10 protein-coding genes are annotated in these 17,362 nt (G+C 59.5%); 1 reads left to right on the forward strand and 9 read right to left on the reverse strand.

What is annotated here, in order from left to right:
* The first annotated feature begins 27 nt into the window (after positions 1 to 27).
* Positions 28 to 240, forward strand: a complete 213-nt coding sequence (locus RSO41_RS13270) for a hypothetical protein (RefSeq protein ID WP_315619624.1) — start codon at positions 28 to 30, stop codon at positions 238 to 240.
* On the opposite strand, the gene RSO41_RS13275 is transcribed toward RSO41_RS13270, so the two are convergent.
* Genes RSO41_RS13275 through RSO41_RS13315 form a run of 9 tightly spaced genes read right to left on the reverse strand, consistent with a single transcriptional unit; the run spans position 237 to position 17,345 of the window.
* The gene (locus RSO41_RS13275) at positions 237 to 9,311 is read right to left on the reverse strand and encodes an LPD38 domain-containing protein (RefSeq protein WP_315619625.1); all 9,075 of its coding nucleotides are present in this window, start codon (positions 9,309 to 9,311) and stop codon (positions 237 to 239) included. The genes RSO41_RS13270 and RSO41_RS13275 overlap by 4 nt on opposite strands.
* Complete coding sequence (locus RSO41_RS13280; RefSeq protein ID WP_315619626.1) at positions 9,311 to 10,630, reverse strand: hypothetical protein; 1,320 nt, start codon at positions 10,628 to 10,630, stop codon at positions 9,311 to 9,313. Before RSO41_RS13280 ends, RSO41_RS13275 begins: the two co-directional genes overlap by 1 nt.
* Complete coding sequence (locus tag RSO41_RS13285) at positions 10,630 to 10,893, reverse strand: hypothetical protein (RefSeq protein ID WP_315619627.1); 264 nt, start codon at positions 10,891 to 10,893, stop codon at positions 10,630 to 10,632. The genes RSO41_RS13280 and RSO41_RS13285 overlap by 1 nt, the downstream gene beginning before the upstream one ends.
* A gap of 25 nt (positions 10,894 to 10,918) precedes the next feature.
* Entirely contained in the window at positions 10,919 to 11,407 is a 489-nt protein-coding gene (locus RSO41_RS13290) for a hypothetical protein (protein ID WP_315619628.1), read from the reverse strand.
* 11 nt (positions 11,408 to 11,418) lie between these two features.
* Complete coding sequence (locus RSO41_RS13295; protein WP_315619629.1) at positions 11,419 to 12,069, reverse strand: hypothetical protein; 651 nt, start codon at positions 12,067 to 12,069, stop codon at positions 11,419 to 11,421.
* Positions 12,066 to 12,593: a hypothetical protein gene (locus RSO41_RS13300; protein ID WP_315619630.1), complete on the reverse strand. Its 528-nt coding sequence runs from the start codon at positions 12,591 to 12,593 to the stop codon at positions 12,066 to 12,068. The genes RSO41_RS13295 and RSO41_RS13300 overlap by 4 nt, the downstream gene beginning before the upstream one ends.
* A gap of 33 nt (positions 12,594 to 12,626) precedes the next feature.
* Positions 12,627 to 13,004, reverse strand: coding sequence for a hypothetical protein (locus RSO41_RS13305; RefSeq protein WP_315619631.1), 378 nt, complete (start codon positions 13,002 to 13,004; stop codon positions 12,627 to 12,629).
* A complete protein-coding gene (locus RSO41_RS13310; protein WP_315619632.1) occupies positions 12,997 to 13,380 on the reverse strand; it encodes a hypothetical protein in 384 nt (127 codons plus the stop codon). Before RSO41_RS13310 ends, RSO41_RS13305 begins: the two co-directional genes overlap by 8 nt.
* The gene (locus tag RSO41_RS13315; RefSeq protein WP_315619633.1) at positions 13,377 to 17,345 is read right to left on the reverse strand and encodes a hypothetical protein; all 3,969 of its coding nucleotides are present in this window, start codon (positions 17,343 to 17,345) and stop codon (positions 13,377 to 13,379) included. The genes RSO41_RS13310 and RSO41_RS13315 overlap by 4 nt, the downstream gene beginning before the upstream one ends.
* Between the last annotated feature and the right edge of the window lie 17 nt (positions 17,346 to 17,362).

Below are 17,362 nucleotides of genomic sequence, written 5' to 3' on the forward strand. Positions count from 1 at the left end.
CTTCGATCGTCAGGCTACCCTGCTTGCATGGATATCGGACCCATTATCGGAATTGCGGCGACGTTGCTCATGCTGGGGGGCATCGCCATGACACAGCTCGAGGGCGGCGTCGGTATGTGGCTGTTCATCAGCTGGGTCGCCATCCCTGGCTTTGTACTAGTGGTCGGCCTGCTGGTTAATACGCCGAGCCTCCTGTTCGGCGCACTAATTGCCATCGGCATCTACGCCTTCCGCCATTAGCCCCCAGCGTTCAGCTTCTCCACTTCCTTGCCGAGCACCTCGGTGATGCGGTTTCGCATCGTGCGCAGGCGCTCCAGCTCCCTCCGCTTGTAATCAGCATCCATATCCGTGGATCGCTTTATCTGGTCCATGCGCTGGCTGACGTCTGAAAGATGTCGCTGGGCGTCATTCAACTGTTTGCGAAGGCGAAGCATGTCGCCCTTGTTCTGCGCTTTTTCACGAGCCTCGTCAATCGCCCCCATCTTCTCCAGTTGCTTCAGGTCGCCATACACTCTATTGACCTCTTCCAGTCCCTCATAGAACAGGCTCTGGTACCGCGTGTAGTAAGCCGGCGTGTTGAGGTTTCGGTAAAACCGACGTATAGGTTTCGATTCCGTCCAATAGCTGGCCGGCGACTCCACTCCCATGGCGTTACGCCACATGGTGTCGGCCATTCCCATGGCATAACTTCCGACAGTACCAAAGTAGCTGTTTACCAAGTAGTCCAGCTGCAACGGAGATAGCGAAAGAACGCTATCGGAACCAAAGGCGCCTTCCAGCCCCTTCGACACAAATCGTGACTGCATGGTGGTGCTGGATCGGAAGCGCAAGCTCGGCGATAGCTGCTTGTCCCAGTAGGGCTCGATCGGGCGATTCCTGAACGGGTCGCGATTGGCGTAGACGTCGAGCACCGGCGCGGCTGCCTGCGGCACAGGGCTAAACGCGAAAGTCTGCGTAAGCATGTGCCACAAGCGCTCTTTCAACAGGTCGCCGCCAGCTTCATCGCTGATAAACTGCTCGGTGATTCGCTCACCCATGGTGGCAACGGCCCCAACTTCGAAAGGCTTCGGCATGAAGAACGCCTGGTCGCCGAACTTGAAGAACGAATAGGTATCTTTTTGCCAGTCCGGCAGCGCCTGGTAGTCTTCATCGTCCTCGTTATGCAGAAACAGCCCAATGGATGCGGCCATATATGCGCCCGTGACCACAGAAAAGCGCTTCGCCCTTTGCTTGTCTGAGTCGCTACCCTTGCCGAACATCGTCAACAATGACGGCTTGAAGCCATCCCGGTATAGCTTGTCAGCCCCTTGGATACGCGCGTTCAGGAACGGCACTGTCTCGATCAGGAACCGCGTCATAAACCAGCTCCCGTGGCTGGAGAAGTCCATCAGGTCACGAGATTGAAAGGCCGCGTACAGCTTCCCTTTGTCCAGGTTGGCTTGATAGACCTTAGCTCGGTTGACGTTCTCGGCGAAATCGGTGACATCGTTCCAGCGACGCCAGCTCCACTTGACTGCCTGGCGAGCTGTCCCCGGGTCATTCACTACCTTCGCGTTTTTCAGATTACGGCGAAGCTGGGCCTTCAGCTCATCGGCACGATCACCGTATAGGTGGCCGAAGTTGAATGACGCCCCGCTGGCTATCATCTGTGCGCGATTTTCCTTGTTCGCGTAGTGGGCGGTGCCGCGCACCGCGTTCCACGCAGGGTTCAGGCCTGCCGGCGTAACCGCCGCAGACTGAATTGAGTCGCGCAAGGTATTGGCGGCCACAAACCCAGGGGTCACGGTAGTCGTATTGGTCAGAACGCGCTTGAACCAGCGCATCACTTTCATGGCAGAGCTGTTCAGCAGCGCCTGCATGCCGGCGTCCGTCATGTTGACCAGCGCTTTGTACACCAGATCATCGCTGATCTCGTAATAGGCTTGCTGCCCGTTACGCAGGATAAAGGTCGAACTTCGAGGATCTCGGTTGCTTTCTGAGACTTCGTGAGCAACTCCAAGTTGCTCTGCATTATCAATCGCCTGCATTGCAGCCTGGTTTTTCAGGGAAGCGGACAGCAGGTGGTGGTAATTCATGAGCGTGTTTTCCAGCAGGTCGCCGATACGCATGTCGGCGCCTTTGAGTCGCTGGTAGGCACGCTGACGGCTCAGTCCCGCCGTAGAAGCTGGTCCTTGGACATCATTGGTGTTCTCATCCAACACCCGGTAGAACGGGACATAGAATTCTTCTGCCCAAATCTCGCGTTGGTCGCGCTGCAAGCTGCTCCACTCTTCCAAGGCGCTGTCATAGCGCTGCTGGGCTGTGTCCAGGGCGTCGGGCTGCACGTCCTGCTGCGCCTGCTCCCATAGCCATTCTTGCAGTCTCTCACTGGCAGCGTTATAGATGGCCTGCCCTTGATCCAGAAGGTCGCCATCTTCCTGGTTCATGGCGGTCTCAGCGCGTTTGAGCTGATCCACGATCTCATCCGGCGCACCGCGCTGGCGAGCAATAGTCAGAGCCGACTCAGGTTGGCTCATCGCGCGGCGCAGAAGGCCGGATTGCTCGGCAATAGATAGCACGTCATCGCGGATGGCCTGGAATTGCTCGAAGACCTTCGGGTACAGCGTGCGCCGTGCTTCACCGTTCTTGGCGCGGCCACTGTTCAACTCGGTGAGCCCTTGGATGTGGCGCTCTTCAAAGTAGTTTTCGCGCCCTTCCTCGCGCAACTTCTCAGCTCGGTTGCCAGCAATCCAGCCCATAAAGCGGGTCACTTCCTCAGCATCGCCCAGCTGGGCAAGCACAGCCTGAAGGCCGCCATCAGCACCATCCTTCAGCTCGATGACCTTCTCTTTTGAGTTGAGTTGAATACGACCGTTATGGATCAAAGTATTCAGAGCGCCTTGCGCAGCAGGAGCCATGCGGGCCAGTATCCAACTTGAGGAGGCCGTACTGTTCTCAATAAAGTCTTTGCCGTGAACCTGTTCATCAAGCGCTTTCAGGGCAGCAAACTTATCAAAGATGCCTGCGCGCATCTTCACTCCGGCTCGATCCCAGACCTGTCGAACCTTCGCCATGGCCGAACCAGCAGCGCCCAGCGGCCCGATCATGTCGAGCGCTTCGGCCTGGTCGGCGTTCAGATCGCTGAAAGATTCTGACACCCGGCTTTGGTCCTGGCGGCGGCGCATCGCATAGGTAGTGGTTTCTGGCGTGTCACCATCCGCCTCGGCCTGCTTCCGACGAAGATAATCACGCGACTTTTCGCCCAGGTTCAGGGCATCTGCCGTAGTCCATGGGACTGACGGGAAGTAGCGGCGTAGCAATTCCTTGATCTTCGCCACGGCACGCTGCCAGGCGGCAGGGCGATGACCCTTCTCGATCAAGTGGGCCACCATTTCCTCGGCGACCGTTATCTGATCGTCAGGGTCGTTCCAGTCCAGGAAGGGATAGTCGCGTTTCACTTCATCCCGAGCCTGGCGACCAATCTTGCTATGGGGAAGGCGACGGAAGAACTGGCGCATAACTGGCTCCAGCTCTTCCCCCAGGACGCCATGAATCCCTTTATGGCCGACGGCTTCATGAACAGCCGCTCTAACGGCTTCCTCGAGGCCATCATTGTTGCTTGCAATGACATACAGTCGATTGCCCGAAAACATGCCCCGCACGTCCTGAGGGTTAATACCCTGAAGCGTCATGCCCATCAGGACATGTGGTGGTAGTTCGCGAGGATGGTCAATGACCTCCACGTCCCCCAGCAGGTCGCTCATCGTCTCCAGCTCGGCGCGAACCGCGTCAACATCCGGTGGCGCCAAAGGCTGCTCTGTGCCTGCCGAAAAAAGCAAGTCGCTATCACCCTCGCCGCCAGGGTCGAAAGCCGCCTGTGTAGACCGAACCTTGGTCGGGTCTAACATCGCGACTTCGTACGCATCTCCATACCGGGTCACAACACCGTCATAGCCTTGCTTTCGAACCCACTGGGAGAACGCCTCGGACGCTTCCGGTCCGGCGGTCGAAAGCCGGCGTTTAAACGTAGGGGGGACTCGCAGAAGCGACTCGGGGCGTATATGCAACGGCATGATGGTTTCACCGCCATTGCCACCTTGGCGATGCGCCTTACGGCTAGCGTAATGCTCGGCTACTCGTCGGTCGGTGGTAAGGTAGACGCCTTCTCCGAGCCATCCGCTGTCGAGCTGGCCTGGATGCCCGGGAACAAAAGACGCAACATCTCCTGCTGTTCCGTGGTAGACAGTGAGCGGTCCCCGTCCTCGAGAAGAATCTTCATGACTCGCGCCATCTCGTCCGGCGTCTCTGCTTTGGAGATCATCTTCGCCGCTTCGTCGCCCGAGATCCGCTGACCGCTCTGCGCCTTCTGTTTCAGTTCCTCCAGTCGCCTCTCTTCCTCGGTCAACTCGGGTGATTTGTCCGTCAACGTACTCTCCTTTGATCACGTCTTCGATGGCAGAAATGTAGCCCATATCATGGGCTCGCTGCATCCGCCCCTCTTGACTCATATCGAGCCCTTTGGCACTTGCTCGCCCCCTGAGAGACTCTGTTGACGTATCGGGAGCGCTGACGCCTATACCCTGAGTGCCTGTCGTTACCTCGGGAGCTTCGGGCGCTATATCAGGAGCTGAGCCGCTTACCTCCTGACTCCCTGCTGTTACCTCGGGGGCTTCGGACGCTATATCAGGAGTGGCGCCCATCAAGTCGCCCTGGCCGTAGCTGGCCGCAATATCCGCGTCGCTGTCGCTGCCCGTCAGACGGAAGTCATCGACCTCGGCATCCGCTTGGGCACGCTCTTCTTCCTGGCGCCGACGGTCGGTCTCGGCCTGGCGGACCTCGTTTTCACGTTGGGCAAGGTCGGCTTCTGTCTGGGTCTCAAGCAAGGGAGCGTCATCAAACTCGACGCTTTGATACTCGAGCGACCTGCCTGTGGGCTGCGAATCAGGCGACGTCCCATCGTCACTCCCAACGCGGCGCGCAACAGGGCCGCCCGAACGTTGAGATGCTGCGGCAATGTCTTCTCGCTCCAGGATCGTGGACGCGCCGCTATCGGTGTTTGTAATACGCACACGCCCATCGCGCTGGATGGTGCCGACGCGGTACGAGCCACCGGCGCGGGCATAGCCCACGTCAGTATCCAACTCAATGGTGTCGCCCTGGGCAATGCCGCCCAGTTCTTCAGCGGAGCGGCGCTGCCGGCGTGTCGGCTCACTGGATCGGGCCGAACGACTCGGGCGCGGATTCGGCGCATCTATGCCGCCGCCTTGCTGCGGGGCAGGATCGACACCCTCGCTTGGCTGGTCGGGATACGTTTCGTAGTCACTATCAGCGCCCTGGGCGGTATCGACGCCGAGCTGACGTGGCCGCTCTACCGTCTCGGACAGTCGCTTGGCTTCGGTGAGGGTGTCGCCGGTAGCGAAGTTCTCGCCACGGTCATAGGCGGCATTGTCCGCAAAGGCCATAAAGGTCTTGGTGCTTCCAATGCTATGGTCGGCAATTACCGTGCCGTCACTGCCGTCCCACACGCGGCGACCGTCGCGACGCTTCCAGGTTATCCTGCTCGAACCAGAGCCGCGCCGAGCGGTGCCTTGCTCGCTCTGGGAAGAAGGTGGCCTACTCTGCGTGGCATCCGGCACACGGAACCCCCAGCCGCCCTCAACTTCGACCGGCTCGGCGCCTGGCGTGTCACGATAGCGCTTGGAGATCTGGACAGCTCGACGGGTGGGGAACGGCTTACCGTCGGCCTTGAAGTTTACGGCTTCGGTGGCGCCTCGCCCGGTTTCGGTGGCTTCTTGCCGTTGTTCGCCTTCGCGTACAGGTGCTGAAAGATCTGTTCCTCCGAGTATCCCTGATCCCGAAGTTGCTCCTTCTCCTCCGTCCAGGCGTGGTTCGCCTGCACCCTCTGCTCGTGTGTCGTCTCCGCCAGATGTTTGTTGATCTGGTCGTTCGTATAGCCCTGCTGTCGCATCCGGTTCGCCGTCAGGTGCTTGTGATTGCTGTCGTTCATCTGTTGCCGGGTTGCCATTGAGCAGTGTCTCCTTCAATTCCTTGGCTGCTTTGGCGACTGACTCGCCGCCGTTCACGCGCCGCGCCGCATCATTGATCTGCTGGTTGATTTCAGGTGTGGTCGTGGCTCGCTCGAGCACATCAAGGGCCCTGGCCGACGCATCCTGGAACGCTTCATTTTGGTCGGTCGCAATGCGGTTTCCCGCTCGCTGGGCCTTGTCAGCGTTGTTGTTCAGGGTAGCGAACAGGCGGCGGTCACGCACCAGGTCCTGGCGCAGCTTGTCCATTACCTTGACGCGTTCGCTGATCAGCGACTCCATCGGGTCATCACCGAACAGTCCGCCCTGGGAATCGGCAAAACCGGCTTGCCGGATTTCATTGGTCAACAACTGACGCTGGTTGTCATTCTGCGGATCAACGTCCTTGAAGGCGTCAATCGCTGCCAGCTGCTGCTCGGGATCATCGAAAGATCGGCCAATCGCCGCGCCGTCCTTTTCCTTGACCACATTGTTGAGCACCGCGCCGAAGGCTTCATCGCTCAACTTGGCCAGATCGGCCCCGTCGCGCACTACCTGGGAGCGACGCGGCAGATTCCGCTCAGTGATGATGTCACCGGCATCGCCTTCGCTGTTGCGGAAGACCTTCGCGGCATCCGATGCCGTAGCATTACCATCAGCAATGTTGGTTTCCGCCGCTTCGCGCCGCGCATCCGCAACGCTATACCCGTCCTGCTCGCGCAGAATCTGGGCGTTCACCTCCTGCTGGCCAGTGCGGCGCGCCAGGTCGAGCCGGTGGTGGCCATCCGCGGCAAACAAGCGGCCATCCTCGCGCTCATGCAACATCAGGCTTCCCGCACGCACGTCGTCCCAGCGCTCGACGCCTTCGAGGCGCGAATCGACGCCCTCGTCGTTCACTTCCGTGCGGAACTGGTACTCAGCGGGATCGACTTCGATCTGATCGACGGGCACACGGCTGGTTGGCGCCTGGCGGTTGCTGGTTTTGCCATCGCCTTCAATACTTGAGGCTTCGGATTCTTGGCTTGATGTCTGGGAGTCCGCCTTTGGCTTGGCCGAAGACTGGCCGGCAGCGCCGTCCATTGACAGGCCGAGACCACTTTGGCTCGTCTGCTTGGCCGCACTGCCCTGATCTTCTGTCGCCTTTTCCTGTGGCATGCTGAATGGTGCTTGGGTATCACCGTCACGCATCCAGCTCTTGAGGGCTTCCGCATCAACTTCTGAGATCTCGCCAAGCCCCTGCCAGCCTTCTTCATAGTTCGCCAGGTAGCCTTCACGCGCCTCGTCAGCCGAGTCAAAGCCGAGCATCACCTTGTGCTCGTCAAAGCTGCCATCGTCGCTCACCTGGTCGATGATAAAGGCCTTGCCATTTTCCGGGCGGTCGCCGACGAACACGTCGAGATTGTCGCCGTCAGCGCCAGTGGTGCCCTTGATGTCACCGTAGTGGTGGGCCATTTGACTTTCCCACTCCCGGCCCTTTTCGTCAGTACCGCGTCGGGTAGAGCCTTTGGGGTTTTCAATCGCGATGTCCAGGCCCTCAAGCTGGACCCGGCCTTTCCGGTAGTTGCCCGCCTCAGCCTGCGCGGGTGTTGGCTCTGTATCAGTGCGCTTGGCCGCGTTCTCCACCTTCTCGCTGGTGGAACGCCCTTCCTGAATGCGGTCCCACGCTTCCTGTGGGCGGAGCTTGCGGATTGCCTCATCACTGTGCCCCAAGTCCCGAAGCTGCTGCCGCATCTGGTTGGTCATCATCGTCGAAACGGAGGCAGTTTTCTGGCCAGAGTCGGCATCCTCGGGCATCTGGAGGCCCGCCGGCTTATCTCCGGCACTCTCGCTACCTTCGGTATCATCAGGGGAAGTGCCTTCCTGCTCCCACGCTTCACGCCAAGCCTGTTCAGTCGTTTCCTTGTCGCCATAGCGATAATAGGAAGGCCCGTTCTCGCTCCCTTCTTGAAATTCCGGGTCGGCCTTGGTTTGGTCGCTCCCTGCTTCACTACCAGGGATACCGGATAGGCCGGCGCCACCGCCTTGACTCGCACGATCCTGTTCAAACTGTTCGTTGAACGCCTCGATGTCCTCTGGCGTCCGCTCTCGAACGGCATCATTTTGTGTGCGCGGGGGCGTGGCATCACGGCCACCGCCAAGCGCGCCGGCCGCACCCAGCCCGGTACCGAACATGCCGCCCAGGACCGCATCACCGAACGTGCCGCGATCCAGGTCCTGGTCGCCTTGGATCGCGGTATTGGTGTTCTGCCGGGCCAGCATCGTCTCGCTGACCTCTTGCGTGGCCTCTGCTGGGCCTTCGAGGGCGACGCTATTGGCCAGTCGGCCGCCCAGGCTTCCGCCCAGCTGACGCTGTAGCGGACCCAGCACATAGCTGGTGACCGCGCCACCAGCTGCACCGGCAGGGGCGCCACCGACGAAAGCCGCCGCGCCGGCAGCCTTCGCTGTTTGATCTCTGGCGTCTTCATGCGACACGCCTTGATCGCGAAGGTCTTTATACAGGCCGGACGCTTCCGAAAGCTGGTTTTCGTCCATGGCCTGGATGCGCTTCTCGGCTTCATTCGCCTGAGAGCCGCCCGCCTGAGCGCCACCCATCAGCGTCATGGCTGTGGCGGCGCGCTGTGGAGTGCCAGCGAGCATGGTGGCCGCCTGCGGTGCGAACTGCCCGATCAAGCCCGCCATTTGCCCTGCGTAGCCGGCGGCGCTTGGGTCATCGCCAAATGACCAAGTATCAGGCGCGAACACGTCACCCTTGGGCGTGCTGCCCTGCATGGACTGTCGGAAAGCCTCGGTCTGGCTTGCATCAACTTCCTTGGCACCTTCCTGCATCCAGCTTTCAAAGGCTTGGAAGGCATCGCTCGGCGCCATGCCGCTGATCGCTTGGTCGCCTTTATCAACGACATCGCCCAGCCCAAGTTTACGCAGGCCGGATTCCACCAGGTTGCCGCCCCACTCCAGAAAGTCACCCGTGCCGCCCACGGCGGAGCCAACACCTTGAACACCGCCTTCTGCCGTCTCTTTGAGGTAGTCGCTGGCCTCGATGCCCTCGGCCTGCTCTGTCGGGCTGGCCACTTGCTCGGCCTGCTCAGCAGCAGGGGAGCCCAATGACAGTCCCATGCCTCGCGGGGCCGGGCGGGCTTGGCTGCTTTGTGCCGTGTCCTGGCCGGGCATGTCCAACCCTTTCGCATTCTGTTGGCTGCCGGATTGGGTGGACGTCTCATCAATGGGAGGTGCATCCATCCACGCAGATCGCCCTTCGCTTTTGCCGCCCGACCCTTCGACAGCAGGCGCGTTCTTCCAAGCTTCAGACATTAAGGCTTCCTCCGCTTTACGCCATCAGGGCCGACAAACACAGTGCCGGAAGACAGTTCCTCGTAATCGCTATCATTTTCAATCTTTACAGGCCCCTCGCCTGCGAGTGAACTGCCAGCACTTACTTCAGAATCACCGCCTGACGAGTTACTTCCGCCCCAGCCTTGCCCTTGGTTACTAGGGTTCCGACCGCGATCCTTGTAAAGCCGGCTTCCCACCTGGGAGGCTCTATCCTGAAGCCGGGCTCGCTCTTCTCGCAGAGCCTCGACCTCTTCCTTGGGAACACCAGAGGTAAGTTCGGCAGCAGTTTTAAGCTGCCGATCTATACCCGCGATACGATCATTTAAATATTCAAGGTGGTCTTGGGACATTCCATACTCATCCCGGCCAGACCGGGTATTCAGCTTGTTCCAGGCGTCCTTCATATCTTCAGCAATCCCGTTCTCCACCAAGAACCTAGCATCCCTCTGGGTGGCGGTCGGACGGCTCCAGTAGTCAGTTCCCTGATCTTCATAGGGGCTGCCGGCACCGGCGCTCAGGGGTTCGATTTCGCCTGTTGTGTCGTTGACCTGGATCATGCCGAGCTGAGGATGGTTCATCACAGACCAGCTTTCTTTCTGGCCGTCGCCACGAATCGCACGGAGCATCTTGGCGGCGCGCTCTCGACCTTCTGGAGACTGGAAAATCGAGCGCAGCTTCTTCATGCCCTGCACTTGCCTCGCAGCTTCGCCGACATCGACCGGCTTAACCGTATCGTCTGAGCTGTCGGCGCTTCGCCCTTCTGTCATGGGGGCCGTGTAGGTCTGCCCATCCGGCCCCTCAACTTCAAGGTCGAACATCAGGCTTTCGCCATCGGGTGACGGATAGCTGCCGACGATTCTCTTTCTACCGCCATCGCCCTTGTTGATCTGGTCACCAAACAGCTGGTTCATGGCGGCCAGCCCGTCAGGGTCGTTCAGGTCGTCCGGCTGGTTGGGATCCACTACCCTTTCAGCCTTGGCGATAGACTGATCGGTCGCAGGCATCAGCGCCTTCTCAAACCGTGGGTACTTGCGGAAGAGCTCGATTTCTTCGTCTGCCAGCCCAAGGCCTTGCATTCCTTTATTCATCGCGAACTTGATTTTCTCCATATCTTGCTCGCGTTGAAGCTTTTCCTTCTCCATCTGGGCGGTTTCCATTTGAAGGCCAAAGCGCTGCTCTTTCATGTCCATGCGCCGCTCGGCCCGCTCATTCTTGTTTTCCTGCTGGATGTATTGGTTCATCAAGCCAAAGCCTTGATTGAAACCACTTGCCAAGCCGCGTGTATCAAGTCCTGCCATTACATCAACTCCCCGGCCACAAGGCCGATACCAGCGCCAATGACAGCACCCCATGGCCCACCAGCCGAGCCGCCGTACTGTGCGCCTGCCATGGCGCCTACGGCCGCACCGGTGCCAGCCATTTGCATCGACTGCTGTTTCTCTGCCTGTTCCATTTGATCTTCCAGACGGTTATCGCGCCGCTGCTGCTCGGCCAGGTCGCCCATGCCCTGCATGGCGTCTTTTTCGAGATCGTCTTTCAGGCCCACGAGACCATATGCCATGTGTCACCTCCCGGTGAGTTGGCGATTACTGTGATTCCAGGATCTTGTCCGGGATGCTGGAAAGCCCCATGCCGCCCGCCAGGATCTTGCTCTGACGATCCTGCGCCGAGATACGCGCCTGGTTGCCGGCGGCGGCCATGTTGGCTGTCTGTTCCAGCGCTCGCCGTCGCTGGTCGGCGCCCTGCTGCGCTTGCGAGACTTCAAGGCCCATACCCTGGCGCTGCATGTCCTGAGCCTGGGCGCTGTTGTCGTAGGCCGTGGCCATGGAGTCCTGCGCCATGGCGGCCGCATCCTGGCCAGCGCCGGCCCTGGTGCCTGCATTGATCAGCGAGTTGATATAGGGGCGAAACCGGTTCTTCCAGTCTTCCCACTGCGCCCGGCTCAATCGGCCAATCGTGTCCGATGCGCCCTGGTCGCCCTGGAAGGCGTCTTGTGGGTCAACCCTGGTTCCGGCTGTTTGCGATGAAGACGGTTCAGGGATATTGATGCCCAAGGTGTTCAGATAACTGGCCATGATGCGCCTCCTCAGCCGCTATTGAGTGCCACAGATGCGTCGATAGCGCCCTGGTTAACGCCGCCTTCCATGCCAAGGCCTCCGCTACTGCCACCCATGCCTTGCAGGCCATAGCGCGTACCGGCACCGGCCACCTGGCCGAGCAGTTGAAGATTCGCGCTTCGGCGGTTGAAGCTCTGCTGTGCTTCTGCACGGGCATCCGCCTGGGCCTGGGTCGCCAGTGTGGAGAGGCCGGCTTGCGCCTGGCCGGATTCACCTTGGCCCATGGCCACGATATTCTGGAGGCCTTGAACCTGCTGGTTTTGCTGCTCGAACTGGCCGCGTCCCATCTGTGAACCGCCCGCTTGCGCGGCGTCCAGCGACAGGCCTGTCATGACCGACTGAGCCCGACCGCTGCTGGGATCGATACCAGCCTGGTTGAGCTGCCCGGTGGCATCGCCCATCAGCTGGTCGGTGGCCTGCATCTGCCCCTGGCTGGCCTGGCCCTCGATGTAGCCCATGCGGCTTGGCGTGGTCATCTCCCCGACATCCTGCATGTACTCGTTTTCAGCCGGCGCCAGTTCACGCTGGGCATAGTTCCATTTCTCGGCGGCCACCTTGGCCAAATGGCGCTGCTCGGGAGTGTCTTCGATCTCGTTACTGCCGCCACCGCCGCCGCTCATGACTCACCGTCCTGAAGGCTTTCTTGCACATCCTCCTGAAAAGCCGGGTCATCAGCCGGGTCGCCATCCTCCAGCTCCGGGGCGACCGATGCCACATAGTCCGCCAGGCGCTCATCATGGAAATAACGGCGAATGGTAGGGCCAACCTGACGCATGAACTCGTAGCCACCGATCAGGCGGGTGCATTGGACGACAATGCCAGTCAGCTGGTCACGCAGCACAAATGCCAGGTTGCGGTCGTGCTCGGCGCCGGAACGTTCCAGAGTGACACTATCCGTCCAATCTTGAAGGGCAACGGCAAGCTGTGGCCGCAAGAACGGCTCATGTTGGCGATAGAAGGCGTTTTCGGGCAGATCGATCAGAGCGCGCCAAAACGCCTGAATAACGGTGCCCTGGTCGAGCTGGCCGTCACCATCGATCAGGTCATCGAGGACTTGAGAGATATGAAATACCGTCTCGCAGAATGCGACAGCAGACGGATTATTGGGCAGGACTTGCTGTAGAAACTCACGTTCGCGTGACATAGCGCACCTCACGGTGGGCGTTGTGGGAGAGGATCAGGACAGAAGGTCAGCAGATAGCCGGTTCACGATTCGCTTTTGCTCTGCCGGTGACGTGACAGCACGAATATCCGCCCTCGCCTTGATCCTTGCGGCTTCGATTTTAGCGCATTTGGCGGCGTACTTCTTCCTCTGCTCGAGGACGCGACTGGCCACGGCATCAACGGATTCGCCCAGCGCTTCGGCCTCCGCCTCCAGTAACGGTCGAGGCTGTCCGGAACCGGTCGCCTCATCCGACTTGGCTTTATGAAGCCCCTGCTTTGTCGGCGATGCCATGCGCTCCTGAGCACTATCGGCAACATGATCCGCTTCCGCCAGGTGAGCCGCCGTTGCAGCTGCAAGGTCAGAAAACGTCGCGACATTCAGTCTACTCAAGCGTCACCTCCACCTCTTCATCCAGGTGCTGGAAGTGCTGAAAGCTGATGGTATAGGTGCCGGGTGTGTCGAACTCGATTTCTGCCACGCCCTTCTCGGCAATGAGTTCTTCACCCTGCACCCGGACGGTAGTGCCAGGCGGCAGCTCTGGGAACTCAACTATCAGATCATTGATCTCGTGGGAACTGTCGAAACGGTGGCGTTCGCGGGCGACGTGAGGCGTCTGGCTGACATCGACATAGTGAGAGATATCATTAACTTCTCTACCTACCGGCATGTACAATTCTCCTTGATCGACTTGGTATTTTTCATAGCCATCAGGAGAGTCAACAATACGGTCGATAAAGCCAGCTTCTGTGTATATCGCAATTCTCATCGTTTTGTCCCCAAAGCAACCAATCTTCTTTCGCCGGCATAGAACCCCCAGGTACCGCCGTCAGTGGTCCGATAATACAACTCAAGGCGGTACCGTTCCCAATTCCCTGGGTTGCTATCCTCCACCATAGTAAAGACGGAACTCCTGGCTCCGCCCTGCCCGACAACATGGCCACCTCTCCGAAGCCGCCACTGCATGTCGGTTACATAACGACTCTTTATGTCTTTCGTCACCACCTCTACCCATATGATGGCGCTACCGTTACCTGTGTTCACGTTGACGCTGAGGACTTGCTCCCACTTCCCCATATTGTTCATATTTTTCGTCCAGTTCGCAGAGGAGCCTGCCGGGAACGTTACCGCACGGCCCTTGATCTGGAGCGTATCGACGTAGGCATCGGCCGTGGAAATCTTGTTGCCGTTTATCAACGTGCTGCCAGGGCGGGTCCAGTCGTTCTGTCGATCCCGAGCCCACTGCCCTCGACGGGCCTCGTTACGGACGGTTCTTGCATCTCGCCCAGCAACCCGGCCTGTATCCCTGGATGTATGGTTACCAGTTACATCTGCGTTGTCTTCAGGCTTATTGCCACCATCGATCTCGTCCCACCATGCGTAGTCGCGGGTAGCAAACTTTCCCTGACCTGCGATGCGTTTGGCTTCATTATCCGAGGTCTTGTCCGCTTCTGCCTGACGCGGGCCGTTCAGAGTCTGTAACGCATCGACATCCGATGACGAGAACACTTCACGCTGTACAAAACTTGACCAGTTTGGGTACGTGCTTGGGTGAACCTCGCGCACCCATTCCTCATTGCCACCGTTACCATAGAATACTTGCACAGCGCGGTTGTGGTTGGACCAGTAGGTAATCACCCCGCCGTTGTCTCGGGGCCACCCGCCATAACCACCACTAACCTCGAAGATCAACGTTCCCTTCTTATGGGATCCACTATATTGATCGGCCTTCTTCCACTTTGGATAGGCATTGACACCCAGGCGGACAAAGGGCGAATTGATCACATCATTTACGTAGTCGGCCTTGTCTTTGGTAGCCAGCTTTCCTTGGTTCTTTATGCTCTTGGCGGTGTTTTCAGCGGTTCTGTCAGCGTTGTCTGAGGGCTTGTTCCCACCATCCACCTCGCTCCACCAGACACGGTCACGCCCTGCCAGAACCCCGGCGCCGTTCACATTCTTGAATTCGACCTTACCGTTGAAGACGCCCTCGTTGAACTCGACATTGCCGTTTTGAAGGATCGCCCAGCCTCGCCGGCCAGCCCGATAGTTGCCGGAGTAGACGTTGCCATAGAATTTTGCCGCTTCCGCGACACTCAGATTGTCCGCATCGATAGCCCCGGCTCGGATCTTGCCAGCGACATTGGTCAGCGGGTCGCCATTTTCCTGCGTCAGCTTTCCGATAGTGATGGGGCCGAGCTGGCCTTCCTGGATGTCGCCCCGGCGAATTCGCGCGGCATCCATGTAAACAGTGCCGCCATCGACGATGAACGGTTTCACCTTGTCGGAGTTGGTGCGCCCAATCCAGAAACGATCAACGTCGAAGCCCGCTTCAACGGTCTTGCTGTCGTTATAAAGGCCGAACCCGCCGATCAAGCCACCGGCCTGCACTTTGGCGGAATAGATCGATTCGAAGGCTGGGATGTCACTCTCTTCTGTCAGAACCTCGATGCGCATGTTGTCAATCAGGACGCCGCGCCCATTACCAGACGTGTCCGCCCACACACCTATCCAGTCGTGGTTGCCACTGCTGGGATCGGGAACGTCGTACAGGAAGCTGTATTGCCTCCAGGACCTGGTAGGGCTGAAACGGTGCCATCCGCTATTGCCCACGTCAGCAGTGCTATACGACACCGCAAACTCTGATGTTGAGTTATTGCCGGGGCGCTTGGCATCCAGCGTCACGCGGATACGGCGGCCGCCGAACTGGAGCGCTGTGCGCTCCGGGATTTTCTTGCCGGTCCCTGGGCGCCCGCCACTGGACGTAGAGCCACCAGACCAACGAAACAGCGCAGACTGTGAGCCAGAATTGGCGTCGGCATCGGGCTCTATGGAGCCGCCGCCAGACCACCCCGACAGATCTTCAAACGACGTGCTCCAGTGAGCGATACCCTCGATACGGGTTTCCATCCGGGTCTCGACACCCGCCACCTTTCCATTGAGCGTCGATTGCGCGGTATCGACCTTCTTGGAAACGGCACTGACCTCGCCATCCAGCCGCTTGACTTCAGTGTTGACGGTTTCCCGCACACCCGAAATGTCGTCGCCCAGCTGGGAAATGTCTTCATTGAACCGCTTTGTCTGGGCCTTGTTGGCTTCAACGCGAGCTTCAGATTCGGCATTGATGGCAGCCGTAATCGCCGGCAGGTCTTCTTCCGTGGTCGCGGGCCGGACGGTGATTAGGTCAACTTCCACACCCTTACCGTTGCAGCTTGTATCACCCCAGATGCCGACATAATCGACACTATTGGAGCTGTCTAACGGCATGTCCCACATGAACTCGAACGGCGCCCAATCATCGCCAGGCTCGAAGTAATGCCAGCCGCTGTTGCCGTTTGCCGCGGTCGAGTAGGCTACCGCGAACTCACTGGCCGGGTTGTCCTGTGCTTTACGCGCATAGACCTCGACGCGTACGCGTTTGGCCACGAAACTCTTGGCCAGAGTCTCCGTGACTTCGGCATAAACACTGTGAGTGGTGCCCGTCGATGACGGCGTATCTCCGTTGTAGCGGATGACCGCCGCCTGGTTGCCCGCGAAGGCAGTACTCACCGCCTCGATGGAACCCCCGCTGGCAGTCTTCCAACGATCAAAGTCGGCACCGGGCTCAAAGTTCGATGACCAGACCGGCGTCGCATTGAGCCGTGCCGTCATACTCTCGAGTGACCGGGTCAGCGCCGACGTCTTGGATGCCAGGGATTTCTTGGTTTCGGAGATGTCCGCCGCGTTGTCTGCTGCCTTCGCTTGCGTGGTATCGATCCGAACCCCAAGGGCATCCGTCTTGGTTGTCCATGCGGTCCGCTCACTACGGAGAGCGGCCTGGAAGTCTTTCTCCACCTCGGAAAAGGCGGTTTCGATCTTCTGGGCCAGCGCCTCATCCTCTTTCGTGAGGACTTCCGTTTTACTGGCCAGGTCCGCGATCGACTCATCATACTTCGCTGTGACAGCGTCAATCGCCGCATTCCAGTCCTTCCGCTCCCGCTGGATACTCTCCGCTCGCTCCCTTGCCTCACTGGCAACCGCTTGGCGACGCGCATCGGCTTCAGCCGCCAGACGGGCGTTCACCGACCCTTCGACATCCTCGGGGGCCACCACCAGGTTGATCTTGGATCTCAGGGTCTTGGCCAACACCCCGTCATCAATCTCCCCCGTGATCCGCTGCATGATGAAGCGGACATCGGGGATGACCTCGGCATAGGTTCCGCCAGGCGCGTTGGGCGGCCCTTCGACGCCACTACTGCTGGTGAAGGTGATCCAGTAGTAGTACCCGACGCCGTCCTCGGCCACATCGCGCACCTGGTCGGTGTACGACATGCCCGAGTCCTTGCCGATAATCACCGCATTGGCGTAGTTGTCCTCTTGTGCCCGATAGATGTTGGTGAAGCCGTGGTTGCCGTACAGGTCGCCCGGCATACTCCAGGACAGGGCGACATAGCCGAAGCTGCCGAAGGCCTGAAGGCCAGTCGGCCGTGGCGGGACTTTCTGGTTTTCCGCCGCATCGTTGTCGATTGCGCCGCCAGGGCGCAGAACGCCAGAACTGCCTCGTCCAGCACCGTGCAGGCTTCCGATGCCGGAATCCACCAGGTCGCGCATGGTGAGCTTGCGGTCCAGCGGGTCGCCACGCACACCATCGCCGGTTTCGGTAATCTCTTTGACAGCTTCAAGGAAAGGGCGCAGACGGCGGTCTGTCTGCGGGTCAATCGGGGGAAGCGCCTTGCGTCGGCGCGATTTCTGAGCCATGCGTACCTCACGGTAGG

The sequence above is a fragment of the Halomonas sp. I1 genome (assembly GCF_032334135.1).
GTDB lineage: Bacteria > Pseudomonadota > Gammaproteobacteria > Pseudomonadales > Halomonadaceae > Halomonas.